The sequence below is a fragment of the Klebsiella sp. 54 genome (assembly GCF_018223875.1).
Classification (GTDB): Bacteria; Pseudomonadota; Gammaproteobacteria; order Enterobacterales; family Enterobacteriaceae; genus Klebsiella; species Klebsiella quasipneumoniae.
In genome coordinates this window covers 238630-255316 of record NZ_JAGRRA010000010.1, presented here as the reverse complement: position 1 = coordinate 255316, position 16687 = coordinate 238630, and the positions used below count along the sequence as shown (strand labels likewise).

15 protein-coding genes are annotated in these 16687 nt (G+C 61.6%); 2 read left to right on the top strand and 13 right to left on the bottom strand.

The features are described from left to right. Nucleotides 1-3: 3 nt before the first annotated feature. On the top strand, nucleotides 4-1521 hold the full coding sequence (locus tag KHQ24_RS19740; protein WP_004201726.1) for a tripartite tricarboxylate transporter permease: 1518 nt from the start codon (nucleotides 4-6) through the stop codon (nucleotides 1519-1521). On the opposite strand, the gene menE is transcribed toward KHQ24_RS19740, so the two are convergent. The 7 genes from menE to KHQ24_RS19705 all read right to left on the bottom strand — a co-directional run bounded on the left by menE (nucleotide 1518) and on the right by KHQ24_RS19705 (nucleotide 9106). Continuing rightward, nucleotides 1518-2879: an o-succinylbenzoate--CoA ligase gene (gene menE, locus KHQ24_RS19735; protein ID WP_080847679.1), complete on the bottom strand. Its 1362-nt coding sequence runs from the start codon at nucleotides 2877-2879 to the stop codon at nucleotides 1518-1520. The two genes, KHQ24_RS19740 and menE, sit on opposite strands and share 4 nt — an antisense overlap. Then, complete coding sequence (gene menC / locus KHQ24_RS19730; RefSeq protein WP_064178359.1) at nucleotides 2876-3841, bottom strand: o-succinylbenzoate synthase; 966 nt, start codon at nucleotides 3839-3841, stop codon at nucleotides 2876-2878. The genes menE and menC overlap by 4 nt, the downstream gene beginning before the upstream one ends. Continuing rightward, nucleotides 3841-4698, bottom strand: coding sequence for a 1,4-dihydroxy-2-naphthoyl-CoA synthase (menB, locus tag KHQ24_RS19725; protein ID WP_004201730.1), 858 nt, complete (start codon nucleotides 4696-4698; stop codon nucleotides 3841-3843). Before menB ends, menC begins: the two co-directional genes overlap by 1 nt. A 14-nt stretch (nucleotides 4699-4712) precedes the next feature. Then, complete coding sequence (menH, locus tag KHQ24_RS19720; protein ID WP_211777424.1) at nucleotides 4713-5471, bottom strand: 2-succinyl-6-hydroxy-2,4-cyclohexadiene-1-carboxylate synthase; 759 nt, start codon at nucleotides 5469-5471, stop codon at nucleotides 4713-4715. Then, the gene (menD, locus tag KHQ24_RS19715; RefSeq protein ID WP_124989393.1) at nucleotides 5468-7138 is read right to left on the bottom strand and encodes a 2-succinyl-5-enolpyruvyl-6-hydroxy-3-cyclohexene-1-carboxylic-acid synthase; all 1671 of its coding nucleotides are present in this window, start codon (nucleotides 7136-7138) and stop codon (nucleotides 5468-5470) included. The genes menH and menD overlap by 4 nt, the downstream gene beginning before the upstream one ends. An 81-nt stretch (nucleotides 7139-7219) precedes the next feature. After that, a complete protein-coding gene (gene menF, locus KHQ24_RS19710) occupies nucleotides 7220-8509 on the bottom strand; it encodes an isochorismate synthase MenF (RefSeq protein ID WP_211777423.1) in 1290 nt (429 codons plus the stop codon). A 135-nt stretch (nucleotides 8510-8644) separates the two neighbouring features. Continuing rightward, nucleotides 8645-9106, bottom strand: coding sequence for a GNAT family N-acetyltransferase (locus tag KHQ24_RS19705; protein WP_163619382.1), 462 nt, complete (start codon nucleotides 9104-9106; stop codon nucleotides 8645-8647). A gap of 57 nt (nucleotides 9107-9163) precedes the next feature. Between KHQ24_RS19705 and rnz the strand changes: the two genes are divergently transcribed. Continuing rightward, a complete protein-coding gene (gene rnz, locus KHQ24_RS19700) occupies nucleotides 9164-10084 on the top strand; it encodes a ribonuclease Z (protein ID WP_004201736.1) in 921 nt (306 codons plus the stop codon). Between the two features lie 56 nt (nucleotides 10085-10140). Here rnz and nuoN read toward each other — a convergent pair whose 3' ends face one another. The 6 genes from nuoN to nuoI all read right to left on the bottom strand — a co-directional run bounded on the left by nuoN (nucleotide 10141) and on the right by nuoI (nucleotide 16677). After that, a complete protein-coding gene (nuoN, locus tag KHQ24_RS19695; protein ID WP_004201737.1) occupies nucleotides 10141-11598 on the bottom strand; it encodes an NADH-quinone oxidoreductase subunit NuoN in 1458 nt (485 codons plus the stop codon). 6 nt (nucleotides 11599-11604) lie between these two features. Further along, entirely contained in the window at nucleotides 11605-13134 is a 1530-nt protein-coding gene (gene nuoM / locus KHQ24_RS19690) for an NADH-quinone oxidoreductase subunit M (protein ID WP_004201738.1), read from the bottom strand. Nucleotides 13135-13432: 298 nt separating this feature from the next. Further along, entirely contained in the window at nucleotides 13433-15274 is a 1842-nt protein-coding gene (nuoL, locus tag KHQ24_RS19685; RefSeq protein ID WP_004201740.1) for an NADH-quinone oxidoreductase subunit L, read from the bottom strand. Beyond that, nucleotides 15271-15573 carry an NADH-quinone oxidoreductase subunit NuoK gene (nuoK, locus tag KHQ24_RS19680; protein WP_002913148.1) on the bottom strand — a complete coding sequence of 101 codons (303 nt, stop codon included), beginning with the start codon at nucleotides 15571-15573 and terminating at the stop codon, nucleotides 15271-15273. Before nuoK ends, nuoL begins: the two co-directional genes overlap by 4 nt. Then, nucleotides 15570-16124 (bottom strand): NADH-quinone oxidoreductase subunit J, encoded by a 555-nt coding sequence (gene nuoJ, locus KHQ24_RS19675; RefSeq protein WP_004201743.1) that lies wholly within the window; start codon nucleotides 16122-16124, stop codon nucleotides 15570-15572. Before nuoJ ends, nuoK begins: the two co-directional genes overlap by 4 nt. 10 nt (nucleotides 16125-16134) lie before the next feature. Continuing rightward, complete coding sequence (nuoI, locus tag KHQ24_RS19670) at nucleotides 16135-16677, bottom strand: NADH-quinone oxidoreductase subunit NuoI (protein ID WP_002913152.1); 543 nt, start codon at nucleotides 16675-16677, stop codon at nucleotides 16135-16137. Nucleotides 16678-16687 lie beyond the last annotated feature (10 nt).

The following is a 16687-nucleotide window of genomic DNA, read 5'->3' as shown; positions in this document are numbered from 1 at the left end:
TTTATGGATACCTGGATCTATCTCTCGCAGGGCTTCGCCGTCGCCATGACGCCGGAGAACCTGCTGATCGCCCTGATCGGCTGCTTTGTCGGGACGATCGTCGGCCTGCTGCCGGGGCTGGGCCCTATCAACGGCGTGGCGATCCTGCTGCCGCTGGCTTTCGCCCTTCACCTGCCCGCGGAATCGGCGCTGATCCTGCTGGCGACGGTCTATATCGGTTGCGAATACGGCGGGCGAATCTCATCGATTCTGTTGAACGTGCCCGGCGATGCCGCCGCCATTATGACCGCCCTCGACGGCTATCCGATGGCCCAGCAGGGTCGCGGCGGCGTTGCGCTGTCGATTTCCGCCGTCAGTTCCTTCTTTGGCTCACTGATCGCCATCGGCGGCATTATTTTGTTCGCGCCGCTGCTCGCCCAGTGGTCGCTGGCGTTCGGTCCAGCGGAATACTTCGCGCTGATGGTCTTCGCCATCGCCTGTCTTGGCAGCATGATGGCGCAGAACCCGCTGAAGTCGTTCCTCGCGGCGTTAATCGGCCTGGGTCTGGCGACGGTGGGAGTGGACGCCAATACCGGGGTTTACCGCTTCACCTTCGACAGCGTCCATCTCTCCGACGGCGTGCAGTTTATTGTGGTGGTGATCGGCTTGTTCTCGGTATCGGAGATCCTGCTGATGCTGGAGAGCACCAGCGGCGGACAAACCCTGGTGCGGAAAACCGGACGGATGCTGTTTAACACCAAAGAGGCCGCACAGTGCGTCGGCGCGACGCTGCGCTCCTCGGTGGTGGGTTTCTTCGTCGGTATTCTGCCCGGCGCCGGGGCGACCATCGCCAGCGCCATTACCTACATGACGGAGAAAAAACTCAGCGGTAACAGCGATAACTTCGGCAAGGGAGATATTCGCGGCGTGGCGGCGCCGGAAGCGGCCAATAACGCCTCCGCCTGCGGTTCCTTTATTCCCATGCTGACGCTCGGCGTGCCAGGGTCCGGCACCACCGCGGTGATGATGGGCGCGCTGACGCTGTATAACATTACGCCCGGCCCGGCGATGTTCACCGAACAGCCGGATATCGTCTGGGGGCTGATTGCCGCCCTGCTGATCGCTAACGTGATGCTGCTTATCATGAACATTCCGTTGATCGGCCTGTTCACCCGTATGCTGACCATTCCGCTGTGGTTTCTGGTCCCGGCCATCGCCGCGGTCTCCGCCGTCGGCGTTTACGCGGTACACAGCACCACTTTTGACCTGTTGCTGATGGTGGGGCTTGGCGTGCTTGGCTACATCATGCGCAAAATGCACTTCCCGATGTCGCCGCTGATCCTTGGCTTCGTGCTGGGGGAGATGCTGGAGCAGAACCTGCGTCGCGCGCTGTCCATCAGCAACGGCAACCTGGCGATCCTGTGGCAAAGTGGAGTGACCAAAACGCTGCTGGTGCTGGCCATCGCCGTGCTGGTGGTGCCGCCGCTGCTGCGTCTGCGGCGTAAACAGCGCCAGCGTCGCGCCGAAGCCAATATCGGCTAAGCCGGCGAATTGACCCATTCGCGCAGCGCCCGGCGCGAGATCTTAATCCCACCGTTCTTTAACGTTTCCGGCAGCCGCAGCCAACGCACCGGCTGCTGGAAACGCGCCAGCCGCTCCGCGCTCCATGCCGCCAGCACGCTCATCTCGCAGCCGTCATCGCATTCCACCACCGCGACCGGACGCTGGCCATATTCCGCATCGTCCAGCGGCACGACAAACGCCTGTTGTATCTGCGGATGCGCCACGATGATCCGTTCCACCTCCTCAGGCTGGATCCCTTCCCCACCGCTGAAAAAGAGATTATCCAGGCGCCCGAGGAGAGTGAGCCGTCCATTGATGATCTCGCCGCGATCGCGGGTGGCAAACCACCCTTCGTCGTTGGTCAATGGCAACAATTGACCGTCGCGCCAGTAGCCCGCGGCCATACTCGCCGCCCGCAGCCAGACCTCGCCGGCAACGATTTTCATCTCCCGCCCCGGCAACGGCGCGCCCACATCCGCCGCGCCGTCGGCCTCTTTGGCGCAGACGGTGGAAGCAAATTCGGTCAGGCCATAGCCGCAGTAGGTGCGTACCCCCTGCCCCCGCGCCCGCTCGGTCAACTCGACCGGGATCGCCGCGCCGCCAAGCAGCACCGCCTTGAGGGAGAGCGCAGCACCGTCATTCAGCAGGCGCCACAGCTGAGTCGGCACCAGCGAAGCGTGGGTGCAGCCCTGCAGCATCTGCGCCAGCGGTTGTTTATCGCGCACCGTCAGCCGCGCGCCGGCCAGCAGCCAGCGCCACATAATCCCCTGGCCGGAGACATGAAACAGCGGCAGCGACAGCAGCCAGTCATCTTCTGCGGCAAACGGCATCAGCGCCAGCACGCCGGCGGCGCTGGCCAGATGGGCGCTGGCATCATGCACTGCCGCCTTCGGCAGACCGGTCGACCCCGAGGTCAGCGTCATTGAGGCGAAACGATCCCCGCGCCACGGCACAGCATGGGTTCCCGCTGCCGCCTGCAGGGTTAACGCCGGTAAATCCCCCGGCAGCGCATCGCCGTTAAGCACCAGCTGATGCTGGACGGTCAACGCTGGCAGCAGTTCCTGCAGCAACGCTGCGGGCAGCTGCGGATTCAGCGGCAGCACCCGCGCGCCGCACTGCAGCAGCGCCAGCCAGGCCAGCAGCGTCGAGGGCTGGTTAAAAGCCTGCAGCGCCACCCCGTGACCTGCCGTTACGCCCTGCGCGGCAAAGCCGGCCGCCAGCGCGTCAACGTGGTCGCACAGGTCGCGCCAGGTCAGCGGCTGGTCATTCAGGCGCAGCGCCTGCGCCTCTCCGCGCCGCTGGCGCCAGTGGCGCCAGGGCCAGTCGCAAAAGGTCACAACAGCGCCTCCAGCGTATCCATGTTGATCATCGGCAGGGTGCTTTCCGGCCACGGCCGTACCAGTTGGGCGCTCATCAGCGACAGGGTGTCCAGTCCGGGGATGGTCTGCGGCGTCAGCCAGGCGGCAACCCGCGCCAGCTGAGTTAACCCGAGGCTGGACTCGATCGACGAACTGATCACCGCGCTCAGCCCCAGCGCATGGGCCGCGGCGACCTGCTGCTGAACCTGGTGTAAACTGCCGGTTAGCGTCGGCTTGATCACCACCGCGCGCACGCCCGGCTCGGCGACGAAGCGAAAATCCGCCTCGCGCAGGCTTTCATCCCAGGCGATAGCGATCCCGGTTTCGCGGCTAAAGGCTCGTGAGTCCTCCGGCGTTTTACAAGGCTCCTCAATAAAGGCAATGCGCTGGCGATACGCCGGATTGACGTATTTCGCAAACTGCTGCGCTTTCAGCGGCGTCCAGGCCCGGTTGGCATCCAGACGCAGCTGCAGGTCGGGGATGGCTTCCAGCAGCAGATTAACCACCATGCCGTCGCGGACCGCCTCCCAGAGACCCACTTTCACCTTAGCGACTTTCTCGCCGGGCATCGCCGCCAGTCTGGCGAACAGCTCATCCGGATCGCCGGAGCAGAGCGGCGCTGCGCGATAATCCGCGGCCAGCGGCAGCTCGCCGCTGAGCTCCGCCTGCGCGCAGCTGATGCCAAACGCGACAGAGGGCAGCGCAGGAAGCGCCGGCTCCGCGCCGTCGCGCCAGGCCTGCGCCCAGAGCAATAGCGCCGCCTGCGCCTCCTCCAGGGTCTCTGCGCTGAATCCCGGCAGGGGAGATATTTCCCCCCAGCCTTCGCGTTCACCCTCCCGCAGGTGGATGAACAGCCCATCGCGGGTTTTTAACCGCCGTTCGCGCAGCACCACGCCCGCGTCCATCGGTATCTGCCAGCGGTAAACCTGCGAAATGCGCATTAGGGATTCCGTTTAAATTTGCTGAAGTCCGGCTGACGTTTCTGGTTGAAGGCATTGCGGCCTTCCTGCCCCTCTTCCGTCATGTAGAACAGCATAGTGGCGTTGCCCGCCAGCTCCTGCAGACCGGCCTGGCCGTCGCAGTCGGCGTTCAGCGCCGCTTTCAGGCAGCGCAGCGCCATTGGACTGTTCTGCAGCATTTCCCGACACCAACGCACCGTCTCTTTTTCCAGATCCGCCAGCGGCACCACGGTGTTCACCAGCCCCATATCCAGCGCCTGCTGCGCGTCATACTGACGGCAGAGGAACCAGATTTCCCGCGCTTTTTTCTGCCCGACGATGCGCGCCATATAGGAGGCGCCCCAGCCGCCGTCGAAGGAGCCGACCTTCGGCCCGGTCTGACCGAAGATGGCGTTTTCCGCCGCGATGGTCAGATCGCACATCATGTGCAACACGTGGCCGCCGCCGATAGAGTAGCCGGCCACCATCGCCACCACCGGTTTCGGGCAGGTGCGGATCTGGCGCTGAAAATCGAGTACGTTGAGATGATGTACGCCGGAGTCATCCTGATAGCCGCCGTAATCACCGCGAACTTTCTGATCGCCGCCGGCGCAAAAGGCTTTCTCACCTTCGCCGGTCAGGACAATCACCCCGATATTGTCGTCATAACGGGCATCCGCCAGCGCCTGGATCATTTCTTTGACGGTCAGCGGGCGGAAGGCGTTGCGCACCTGCGGGCGGTTGATAGTGATTTTGGCAATGCCGTCGGCCGATTTGTGGTAGCGAATATCGGTATAGCCTTCGGAACAATCGTGCCATTCAACAGGGGCATAGAGCATTGCTTCATCAAGAGAGATCATAGAATGTCCTTCAGTTAACTTGCCAAAATCTGCGCCAGACAGGCAATCACCGCCGCCGGGTTGTCCCGGTGCGCGTTGTGTCCGGCATGGTGAATAAGATGGAGATCCGCCGCGAGCGCCTGGGCGATGGCATGAAACTTCGCGTCGCGCTCGCCGCACAGGTAATGAAAGGGGAAATCGCGCGCCTGCAGGGGTGCGCGCAGATCGGCCTGCCCGGCAAGGGAGGTCGCCTGCAGCATCGCCGCCAGCGTCGCGCCGTTGTTCCGGCTGCGTAAGGCGACCAGCGCCGCGCGCTGCCCGGCGTTCAGTGAAGCGAAGACCGGCTGCTGATACCAGTCGGCAAAGACCTGTGCCAACGGCTCATGGCGAAAACGGTCCGCCCAGGCGCTGTCGTTGCTGCGCCGCGCCCGCCGCGCTTCGGCATCCTGCAGGCCCGGATGGCCGCCTTCGACGATCAGGCCGCGCAGACCCGCGCGCGGCTGGCAGGCGAAGTTCATCGCCACCCGGCCCCCCAGCGAGTAGCCGATCAGCCAGTAGTTAAGTATGTTGTAACTATTAAGCGTAGCCTGCAGCAGAATATTGACCCCGGCAAAGTCCTGCACTGCGATATTCGCGGAGCCGCCGTGGCCCGGCAGATCGAGATACAGCCGCGGCCAGGCGCGAAACGCGTCGCCGACTTCCCGCCACTCGTTGCGGTCGCCGGAAAAACCGTGCAGAAAGACCAGCCAGGGATAACCCGACTGGCCATGTTCGACAGCCGCGCTGAGGGTCACAGGCGGCTTACCTGCGCCAGCAGCTGCTGGAGGGTCTGTGTGCCGTCGGTCTCATTGACCGCCAGCTCAATCACCGTCGCCCCTGCCCTGCGCCAGGCGCCGGCCAGCGCCTCATCCAGCGTCTGCCAGTCAGCCGGGCGATGATAGGCCAGACCGAACATCGCCGCCGCGTGGCTGAAATTAACATCCTGCGGCATTAAGTAGAACTGGCGCCGCTCGTTCTGCGGCGTCGGCAGCATGGAGAAAATCTGCCCGCCGTTGTTGTTCACCACGATCAGCACCAGCGGCGCCGACGCCTGGCGCAGTAGAGCCAGCGAGTTGAGATCGTACAGCGCCGAAAGATCGCCGACGATGGCCAGGGTTGGCCTGGCGCTGGCGCGCTGCACGCCGGCGGCGGTGGCGATCAAGCCATCAATGCCGCTGGCGCCGCGGTTGCTGTAAACCGGGTAGCCGGCCGGCAGCTGCGCCAGGGCGTCGATCAGGCGCACCACCAGGCTGTTGCCGACAAACAGTTGCCCCTGTTCCGGCAGATAGCGGCGAATTCGCTGCGCCAGCTGCGCTTCGCCAAAGGGTTCGTTGCTGGCGACCGCCGCCTCCCACGCCTGACGGGCCAGTTCAGGAATGGCCGTCGCCCACGGCTGGCGTTTCTCCGCCGGGTGCAGCTCAAGCCAGCGGTCAACGCTGGCGAGCAGACGGCGGCCGCGGTGCTGTGCCGGATCGAGACGACCGGGCAGATTATCCACCAGCCAGTATTCATCAGGCTCGCAGGTGGCCTGCCACTGCAGAACCCGCTTGCCGGTCAGGCTGCTGCCGAGCTGAACCACGATCTGCGCCTGCGCCAGCTCGCTCACCGCTTTGCCATTACCCAGCCACAGGTCAGCGCACGGCAGCGGCTGCCCGGTCTGCGACAGGACATCGCCGATCAGCGGCCAGCCGAGGGTTTGGGCCCACTCGGCCACTTTTTTCCCTTCGGCAGCGCTCATTCTGCCCGCCACGACCACGCCGCGCTTTTGCCGCCAGAAGAACCAGTCGCGCTGTTTCTCACTTTCCCTCTGCAGCGCCTGACGCAGCCAGGGCTTATCGCTCTGCCACCAGCTGCCGAGCTGCTGCTGCCACTCCACGCCGGTATCATCCATATCGCCATACAGCGGTTCGGCGAACGGGCAGTTGATATGCACCCCGCCGGCGTGCAGCTCGCCCAGCGCCTGGTCGATGGTCGAGACCAGCCAGCGGGCGGAAATATCCTGCGAGGGACGCGGCAGAGAAATCGTCTGCGACGGATGGGAGGCGAACATCCCCGGCTGACGAATCGCCTGATTGGCGCCACAGTCGATCAGCTCCGGCGGACGGTCGGCGGTCAGGAGAATCAGCTTTTCCCCGGTGAGACCCGCCTCAATCAGCGCCGGATAGAGATTCGCGGTGGCGGTCCCGGAGGTCACAATGACCGCCACCGGCTGACGACTGGCTTTCGCCAGACCGAGCGCCAGGTGGCCGAGGCCGCGTTCGTCAAAATGGGTATGATGGATAAAGGCGCGGTTTTCCGCCGCCGCCAGGGTTAAGGGTGTCGAGCGCGAGCCCGGCGCGATGCAGATATGCTGCACGCCGTGGCGCGTTAAAGCTTCCAGGATCACCGCCGCCCAGCGTCGGTTGAATGCGCTTACTGACATGAAATTGTCCGGTATCAAATATTGATGCTAAGTATAGATAAGCCAAAGTGACGGCGTTTTGATATGCATCGTCATTCCCGCTTATGGACAGAGTAGCGAGCGCAGCCCGGCCGCTTTGTTGTCAATCTCCTGCCACTCCTGCAGCGCATCGGAGCCGCTGACGATCCCCGCCCCGGCATACAGTCGCAGGGTGTCGTTGTCCACTTTCGCCGAACGCAGCGCCACGCAAAACTCGCTTTGCGCCAGCGACAGATACCCGGCGGAACCGGCGTACCATTCACGGGAAAAAGGTTCATGGCGCTGAATGAATGCCAGCGCCGGCCGCCGCGGCAGGCCAGCCACCGCAGCGGTAGGCTGCAGCTGCAGCAGACAGCGGCTGTCGTCAGGCTCCGTCAGTTCGGTCCAGATGCAGCGTCGAAGATGCTGTACCTTGCGCAACCTCACCACCTGCGGCGGCAGAACGTCCAGCGTCGAGGCCTCACTCTGCAGGCGCTGGCAGATATCCTCCACCACCAGCATGTTTTCCCGCTGATTTTTGTCGTCTTTCATCAACCAGTCGGCCAACTGCTGCGCCTTCGCGTCATCCTGATGATTAGCGACGGTGCCCGCCAGCGCTTCGGTGCGCAGCAGCGCGCCGCGCCGGCGCCACAGCCGCTCCGGCGTGGAGCCGAAAAACGCCTGACGGGCATTGAACGCCATCAGGAAATGAAAACAGTTAAGATTGCGGCTGCGGCTGGCGGCCATGATGCTCACGGCATCCAGCGGGGCGGCAAACTGCAGGTCGGTTGCCCGCGCCAGCACCACTTTATCCATGTCGCCGGCGGCGATGGCCTGCGTCGCCAGCTCTATCATTGCCTGCCACAGGGGATAATCGGAGGAGTGGCGCTCGCTCAACAGCGGCGGTACGCCGCCAGGGGTCGCCTGGGCGGTGGTCAGGCTGGCGAGAAAATCACGCGCCGTCATGGCATCGTCGCGCAGTGAGAGGTCGCTGTGCAGCACCAGCCGCATCACGGCCCTGCCGCCGCACCGACGCCATTCCAGACGCGGCAGCACCAGCCGGCCTTGCTGCGGGGCAAACGCATTCAGGCCGCAGATGCGCAGATCCTGCCGTCCGGCCTGGTGTAAAAAGCGGTTCGCCGCGTCGAGCGAGGGAAAGCTTTTTACCGCCCCCAGCGCCGCCATCTCCTCGTCGCCATTGCGCTGCTGCCAGTAGAACTGCGGCCACTGCGGCTGCTGGCCGCACCATAGCAGCGGATCGAAGGCATCATTCAGCGGAAAGGCAATATCGATAATTCGCGTGCCGGGTGAGTCAGGAAAGGGTTCACTCAGGCCGTCACGTAAACGGGCCAGCGCAGTGGAAACAGACAGCACGCAAACCTCCACGGTAGTAAAACCCCACATTATAAGGGGTTCGACGGCGGAATAGCAGTACCCATGACGAGGGAGCGGGTTTTATCTCACCTGCTCGCCGGCCCGGAACAGGGTTGGAATGTGAGTGTTGAGGGGTCAAACAGCGCGGCTTTCCCGCGCCATGCCGATGTGCGGAATGCCATCCTCATCATAGACCTCAGTCACCGGCGTAAAACCGAAGTGGGCGTAAAAAGCTTGCAGGTGCGCCTGCGCCCCAAGGTAAATCGACTTTTGCGGCCAGTGCCGCTGACAGCTGGCCAGCGCCTGCGCCATCAGCTGATGGCCAAGCTTTTCGCCGCGCGCGGCGGGGCTGACGATAACCCGGCCAATCACCACCGGATCGTACATCTCTTCGCTTTTAAGGATCCGCGCATAAGCCACCAGTTCGCCATCGCGCCAGCCGAGAAGATGGCGATTTTCCCCAACCAAATCATCGCCGTCGACATCCTGATAAGCGCACTGCTGCTCCACGACAAAGACTTCGCTGCGCAGCTTCAGTAGCGCATACAGCTGGGGAACGGTGAGTTCACTATGATGGAGATCCAGCCAGGTCATCATCTACTGCTCCTTATTGATATACTGATGTTTTGCGACTCGCCCTGAGGACACTGGACGATGGAATTAACTTTTTTGGGGACATCCGCCGGGGTGCCGACCCGCACGCGTAATATGACGTCGATAATACTCAATTTGCAACAGCCAACCCGCGCCGAAATGTGGTTGTTTGACTGCGGCGAAGGGACCCAGCATCAGTTTCTGCATACGCCCCATCATCCTGGCAAACTGAATAAGATCTTTATTACCCATTTGCACGGCGACCATCTGTTCGGCCTGCCCGGACTGCTGTGCAGCCGCTCGATGCAGGGGAATTCGCTGCCGCTGACGGTCTACGGACCAACAGGAATAAAAGAATTCATTGACACCGCGCTGCGCCTCAGCGGCTCGTGGACCGACTATCCTCTGACCATCATCGAAGTCGGCCCCGGTCTGGTGTTCGACGAAGAGGGCTATCGGGTCACCGCGTTCCCGCTTAGCCATCCGGTGGAGTGCTACGGGTATCGCATTGAGCAACACGACAAGCCCGGCGCCCTCGACGCCGCCCAGCTGATTGCCGACGGCGTGCCTCCCGGGCCGCTGTTTCACCGCCTTAAGCGCGGTGAACAGGTGACGCTGGCGGATGGCCGGGTGATCGACGGCAGCCGCTACCTGGGGCCCGCCACGCCGGGTAAAACGCTGGCCATCTTTGGCGATACCGCTCCCTGCCCGCAGGCGCTGGAGATGGCGCGCGGCGCGGATGTGATGGTCCACGAGACCACCCTGGAGCAGGCGATGGCGGAGAAAGCCAATAGTCGCGGCCACTCCTCCAGTCAGCAGACCGCGACGCTGGCTAAAGAGGCAGGCGTCGGCACGCTTATCGCCACCCACTTTAGCTCACGCTACGATGCCGAGGGCTGCCTGCGGATGCTGGCGGAATGCCGGGAGATTTTCCCGGACACCCTGCTGGCGGAAGACTTTATGGTTTACACGGTGGCGTAACATTCCGGGCATAAAAAAACCGCCATTCCGGCGGTTTTTTTATTGAGTCAATCCACTTACATCAGCGGCGTCGCCAGCTGCACGATGCTAATCAGCGGCTGCGGCCAGATACCGAGCACCAGCACCAGCAGGGCAGAGATCAGCACCACGATACCGCCAGCGCTGTACTGCCAGTTCGACGGCGCATCACGGTTCAGCTGCTCCGGCGCGCTCAGGTACAGGCTCACCGCCACGCGCAGGTAGTAGTAGAGACCGATCGCCGAGCCGACAACCACCGCGGCAACCAGCCACCACAGATGGGCGTGAACACCGACGGCCAGCACGTAGAACTTACCGATAAAGCCGAGAGTCATTGGGATACCGGCCAGGGAGAGCATCATCACCGTCATCACCGCCGACAGGATCGGACGGTGCCAGAACAGACCGCGGTAGGAGAACAGCGAGTCCGCGTCCGGGCCACGGTATGGGCTGGACATCAGGCTGACCACGCCGAACGCGCCGAGGCTGCTGAACAGGTAGCCGGCCAGGTAGACGCCAACGGCTTCCATCGACATTTCGCCGCTTTGCAGGGCGATCAGCGCCACCAGCAGATAGCCGAGGTGGGAGATAGAAGAGTAACCGAGCAGACGTTTGATATTGGTCTGGCTCAGCGCCATCAGGTTACCGAAGATGATAGAGGCGAAGGCGATCAGCCCCAGCACCACGCGCACCGCTTCGCTGTTGCCCACCGGCATGTACAGGAACAGACGCATCACCACGCCGAAGATGGCGATCTTGCTGGCGGTCGCCAGGAAGGTGGAGACCGGCGCAGGCGCCCCCTGGTAAACGTCCGGCGTCCACAGGTGGAACGGCACCAGCGACAGCTTAAAGCCAAGACCGACGATCATCAGGCCGAGACCCGCCAGCAGCAGCGGCTCGTGCAGCGTGTTGTCCGCCAGGCTCTTGCCCAGCGCAAGGAAGGACAGGTTGCCGGAGTTCGCATACACCAGCGCCATACCGAACAGCAGGAAAGAGGAGGCTGCCGCGGAGAGGATGGTGTATTTGATGCTCGCTTCCAGCGAACGCTTCTGGCGGAAGGCGTAGCCGACCAGGCCGAACAGCGGCAGCGAGATTAACTCAATGCCGAGGAACAGCGCCGCCAGATGATTCGCACCGGCCAGCAGAATGCCGCCCAGGGCGGCGATCAGCACCAGCAGGTAGAACTCTTCTTTGTTGTCCTTGTAACCCTCAAGCCACGGATAGGCGAAAGTACAGGTGGCGAGACTCGCCAGCAGCACCAGCCCAGTGTAGAGCATCGCGTAGCCGTCAACGCGGATCAGCGGCGTGACGTCCATTGCCCCATTCTGGCCGACGAACCAGAGCGAGACCAGCGCGGCGTTAAGCCCGAGAACCGACAGCGTGGCATTGAGAAAATGATTGCGTCGCCACGCAATGGAGAGCATCACAACCACCACCGTCAAGCCGACGATCAGCAGCGGTAGCAGTGCGATCAGTTGTTGTGGAGTTATTGTCATGGCGAATTACGGCCTTGTAGTAGAAACAGAATTAACAAACCACTGCTGAATGTTGCTCATCGCAGCATGCGAGGTGTCGAGGATCGGCTGCGGGAAGAAGCCCAACAGCACCAGCAGCACCACCAGCAGCAGGATGATAGACAGTTCACGCAGGGACATCCCCGGCAGCGCTTTCGCCGCGATTTCGCTTTTCGCTTTACCGAAGTAAGCGCGATGCAGCATCGACAGCGAGTAAACGGACGCGAATACCAGACCAAAGGTCGAGATCACGGTGATCACCGGCACCACTTTATAGCTGCCGAACAGGATCATAAATTCGCCGACGAAGTTACCGGTGCCCGGCATCCCCAGGGTGGCGACGGCGAAGAACATCGACATCGCCGGCAGCCATTTGATTTTGCTCCACAGACCGCCCATCTGACGCATGTCACGGGTATGTAGACGTTCGTACAGCTGGCCGCAGAGAATAAACAGACCCGCCGCGGAGAGACCGTGAGCAATCATCTGGATCACCGCCCCCTGATACGCCAGCTGGCTGCCGGTGTAGATAGCAATCAGCACGAAGCCCATGTGGGACACGGAGGTGTAGGCGATGAGACGTTTGATATCAGTCTGGGCAAAGGCCATCCACGCGCCGTAGAAGATCCCGATCACGCCCAGCCACATGGCGATAGGCGCAAACTCGGCGGAGGCGTTCGGGAACAGCGGCAGCGCAAAGCGCAGCAGACCGTAGGCCGCAGTTTTCAGCAGGATCCCCGCAAGGTCGACGGAACCGGCGGTCGGCGCCTGGGAGTGGGCGTCCGGCAGCCAGCCGTGCAGCGGCACCACTGGCATTTTCACCGCGAAGGCGATGAAGAAGCCGAGCATCAGCAGATATTCCACGCCGTGGGACATCGGGGTTTTCAGTAGCTCTTCATAGTTGAAAGTCCACACGCCGGTGGCGTTGAAGTGGACGAATGCCAGCGCCAGAATGGCAATCAGCATCACCAGGCCGCTCGCCTGGGTATAGATGAAGAACTTGGTGGCCGCCGTGATACGCGTTTTACCATCAGAGGCTTTGTGGCCCCACAGCGCGATCAGGAAGTACATCGGCACCAACATCATTTCCCAGAAGAAGAAGAACAGGAACATGTCGATGGCGAGGAACACGCCGATGACGCCGCCCAGGATCCACATCAGGTTGAGGTGGAAGAAGCCCTGGTATTTTTCGATTTCGCGCCAGGAACAGAGCACCGCCAGCACGCCGAGCAGGCCGGTCAGCACTACCATCAGCAGCGACAGGCCGTCGATCGCCAGATGAATGCTAATGCCGAAGCGTGGGATCCACGGCAGCACGAACTCAGACTGCCACTGCGGAATACCCGCGGATTGCGTCAGAGAATAGCCGCCCTGCATCCACAGCTGCAGGCCAAGCACCAGCGTCAGTCCCATGGTAATCAGCGCGATCCAGCGCGGCACTTTCACGCCAAAGCGTTCGGTCTGCCAGCACAGGAAGCCGCCGATAAAGGGGATTAATATCAACCAAGGCAATAACATGGTGATTTTTATTCCTTATTTAAGTCCGGTTCAGGCTATCTTACTCGTCATAACGAACTCCGGCTGTGCTCACAATCCTCACGTACTTTAGTACGCTCCGATTGCTCCGCGCAGGCGGCGTCCACTTTGACTTCGCCGATAACGCCTGTCCTTTACGACCTGATTTTCAACGAATTCTCACAGAAAATTCACTTCGGTTTGAGGCTTGTTTTGTCGGGTGGAGCTAATGCTAACCCGACCTACGCTCCCGTAGGCCCGGCAAGCACCGGGCCGCCGGGCAACACAATCGTTCTCAAACTCAACGCAATACCATCAGCAGCGCCAGCACCACCACCGCGCCAATGCTCATTGACGCCACATACCAGCGCAGATAGCCGTTCTCGCTCACCAGCAGGCCTTTACCTGCGAAGCGGGAGAGGAGCGCCGGGATATTCATCAACGAGTTCAGCGGATCGCTCTTCAGCAGCCAGGCAATGCCGAGGAATGGCTTAACGAATACTTTGTCGTATAACCAGTCGAAGCCCCAGGCATGGAACCACCAGGTACCGAAGAAGCGGCCAGGCGCGCTGTTGGCGATAGAGGTCACCAGGGTGCGTTTGCCCAGCCACAGCCATGCGGCGATCAGGATGCCGGCAATAGCGATGATCCCGGAGGCAATCTCCAGCGTCATCACGCTGCCGTGCGCCAGTTCAGTGGTCTGCGGTAAGACGCCTTCCAGCGGCGGCACGATCAGCGCGCCAACGAAGGTGGACAGCACCAGCAGCACAATCAGCGGCAGATGATGGGTGATCCCCTTCCCTGCGTGCGCGTGAATTTGCTCTTTACCGTGGAACACAATGAAAATCATGCGGAAGGTGTACAGCGAGGTCATAAAGGCGCCGACCAGGCCCGCCACCATCAGGTTGATATGACCGTTGGCCATCGCCCCCGCCAGGATCTCATCCTTACTGAAGAAGCCTGCGGTAATGAGCGGCAGAGCGGACAGCGCCGCGCCCCCCACCAGGAAGCAGACGTACACCAGCGGAATAGATTTGCGCAGGCCGCCCATCTTGAAGATGTTCTGTTCGTGATGGCAGGCGAGAATCACCGAACCAGACGACAGGAACAGCAACGCTTTAAAGAACGCGTGAGTCATCAGATGGAAAATCGCCGCGTCCCATGCCTGCACGCCCAGCGCGAGGAACATGTAGCCAATCTGGCTCATGGTGGAGTAAGCGAGAACGCGTTTAATGTCGGTCTGCACCAGCGCGGCGAAGCCCGCCAGCACCAGGGTAACCGCCCCGACGATCCCGACCAGATGCAGCACTTCCGGCGTCATCAGGAACAGACCGTGGGTACGGGCGATCAGGTAGACGCCGGCGGTGACCATGGTCGCGGCGTGGATCAGCGCGGAAACCGGCGTCGGACCCGCCATCGCATCGGCAAGCCACGTTTGCAGCGGCAGCTGGGCGGATTTACCGACCGCGCCGCCGAGCAGCATCAGCGTCGCCCACTGCAGCGTGGTACTGCCGTTAGCAAAGTGCTGCGGCGCCAGCTCAACCATTTCGCGGAAGTTGAGGGTACCCAGTTCGTTGTAGAGGATGAACAGCGCGAAGGCGAGGAACACGTCGCCGACGCGGGTCACCACAAACGCTTTCATCGCTGCGGCGCCGTTCTTCGGATCGGTGTAGTAGAAGCCGATCAGCAGGTAAGAGCAAAGACCCACCCCTTCCCAACCCAGGTACATCAGCAGCAGGTTGTCGGCCAGTACCAGAACCACCATGCTGGCGATAAACAGGTTGGTGTAGGCGAAGAAGCGGGAGTAGCCCTCTTCACCGCGCATATACCAGGAGGCGAACATGTGGATCAGGAAGCCGACGCCGGTCACCACGGAGAGCATGGTCAGCGACAGGCCGTCCAGCACCAGGTTGAAGCCGATGTTGAAATCCCCTACCGACATCCAGGTCCACAGCGGCACGCTGACCGCCTGTTTGCCGTTAGCGAAAAAGTCGACGCCGACATAGGCGGTGACCAGCGCCGCCAGGCCTACCGAGCCCATGCCAACGGTGGCGGAAAGGTTTTCCGACCAGCGCCCGCGGGAGAAGGCCAGCAGCACAAAGCCAATCAATGGCAAAAGAATGGTTAAGGCAAGCATGTTCATCCACGCAACTCACTTACTGAATCGATGTTCAGGTTCTGGCGGCGACGATGGAGCTGCAGCAGCAGCGCCAGACCGATACTCGCTTCCGCAGCCGCAAGGCTGATGGCGAGGATATACATAATCTGACCATCTGCCTGGCCCCAGTAGCTGCCCGCCACCACAAAGGCCAGCGCGGCGGCGTTAATCATGATTTCCAGGCTGATCAACATAAACAGCAGATTGCGGCGGATCACCAGCCCCGTCAGACCAAGCACAAACAGGATGGCCGCGAGGATCAGTCCATGTGTTAAGGGGATCATGCGTGTTCCTCCGTTTTTCTTTTGTCGCTGTCGTTCACGCGGTTGCTCAGCACCTCGCCGGCGCGCTCTTCGCGACCGATGTGGAAGGCGACCACCAGGCCCGCCAGCAGCAGCATGGAGGCCAGCTCCACCGCCAGGACGTACGGCCCAAACAGCGCAATACCCACTTCTTTAGCGTTGATTGCCGCGCCGTCGATACCCTGGTCGTTAATCCCCAGAATGGCGTAAACGATAACCACCAGCAGCACTGCGGAGAGGATGGCCGGGCCAATCCAGATCCCCGGCTGCAGCCATTTGCGTTCCTGTTCGATTTCGCTGCCGCCCAGGTTGAGCATCATCACCACGAAGACGAACAGCACCATAATGGCCCCAGCGTAGACGATAATCTCCAGCGCCCCGGCGAAGTACGCGCCCAGCGAGAAGAACACCCCGGCAATCGCTAACAGCGAAATGATCAGGTACAGCAACGCATGCACCGGATTGGTGTGGGTGACGACCCGCAAGGTTGCGAGGATGGCGATCAGGCCACAGATATAAAAAGCGAATTCCATTGCCCTCTCCTTACGGTAACAGGCTCTTGACGTCGATCGGCTTAGCTTCGTTTTCCGCTTCGCCCTTATCTTTGCCGTCGATTGCCATACCCGCCATCCGGTAGAAGTTATATTCCGGGTATTTGCCCGGACCGGAAATCAGCAGATCCTCTTTTTCGTACACCAGATCCTGACGTTTGTATTCACCCAGCTCGAAGTCAGGGGTCAACTGGATCGCCGTGGTCGGGCACGCCTCTTCGCACAGACCGCAGAAGATGCAGCGTGAGAAGTTGATGCGGAAGAACTCAGGGTACCAGCGGCCGTCTACCGTCTCTGCTTTCTGCAGCGAAATACAGCCCACCGGGCAAGCTACCGCACACAGGTTACAGGCGACGCAGCGCTCTGCACCGTCCGGATCGCGCGTCAGCACGATGCGGCCGCGATAACGCGGCGGCAAATAGACCGGCTCTTCCGGGTACATCCGGGTTTCACGTTTGGCGAAGGCATGCAGGCCAATCATCCAGATACTCCGGACCTGGGTGCCGAACCCCACCAATAATTCTTTTAAGGTCATGTTCAATTCA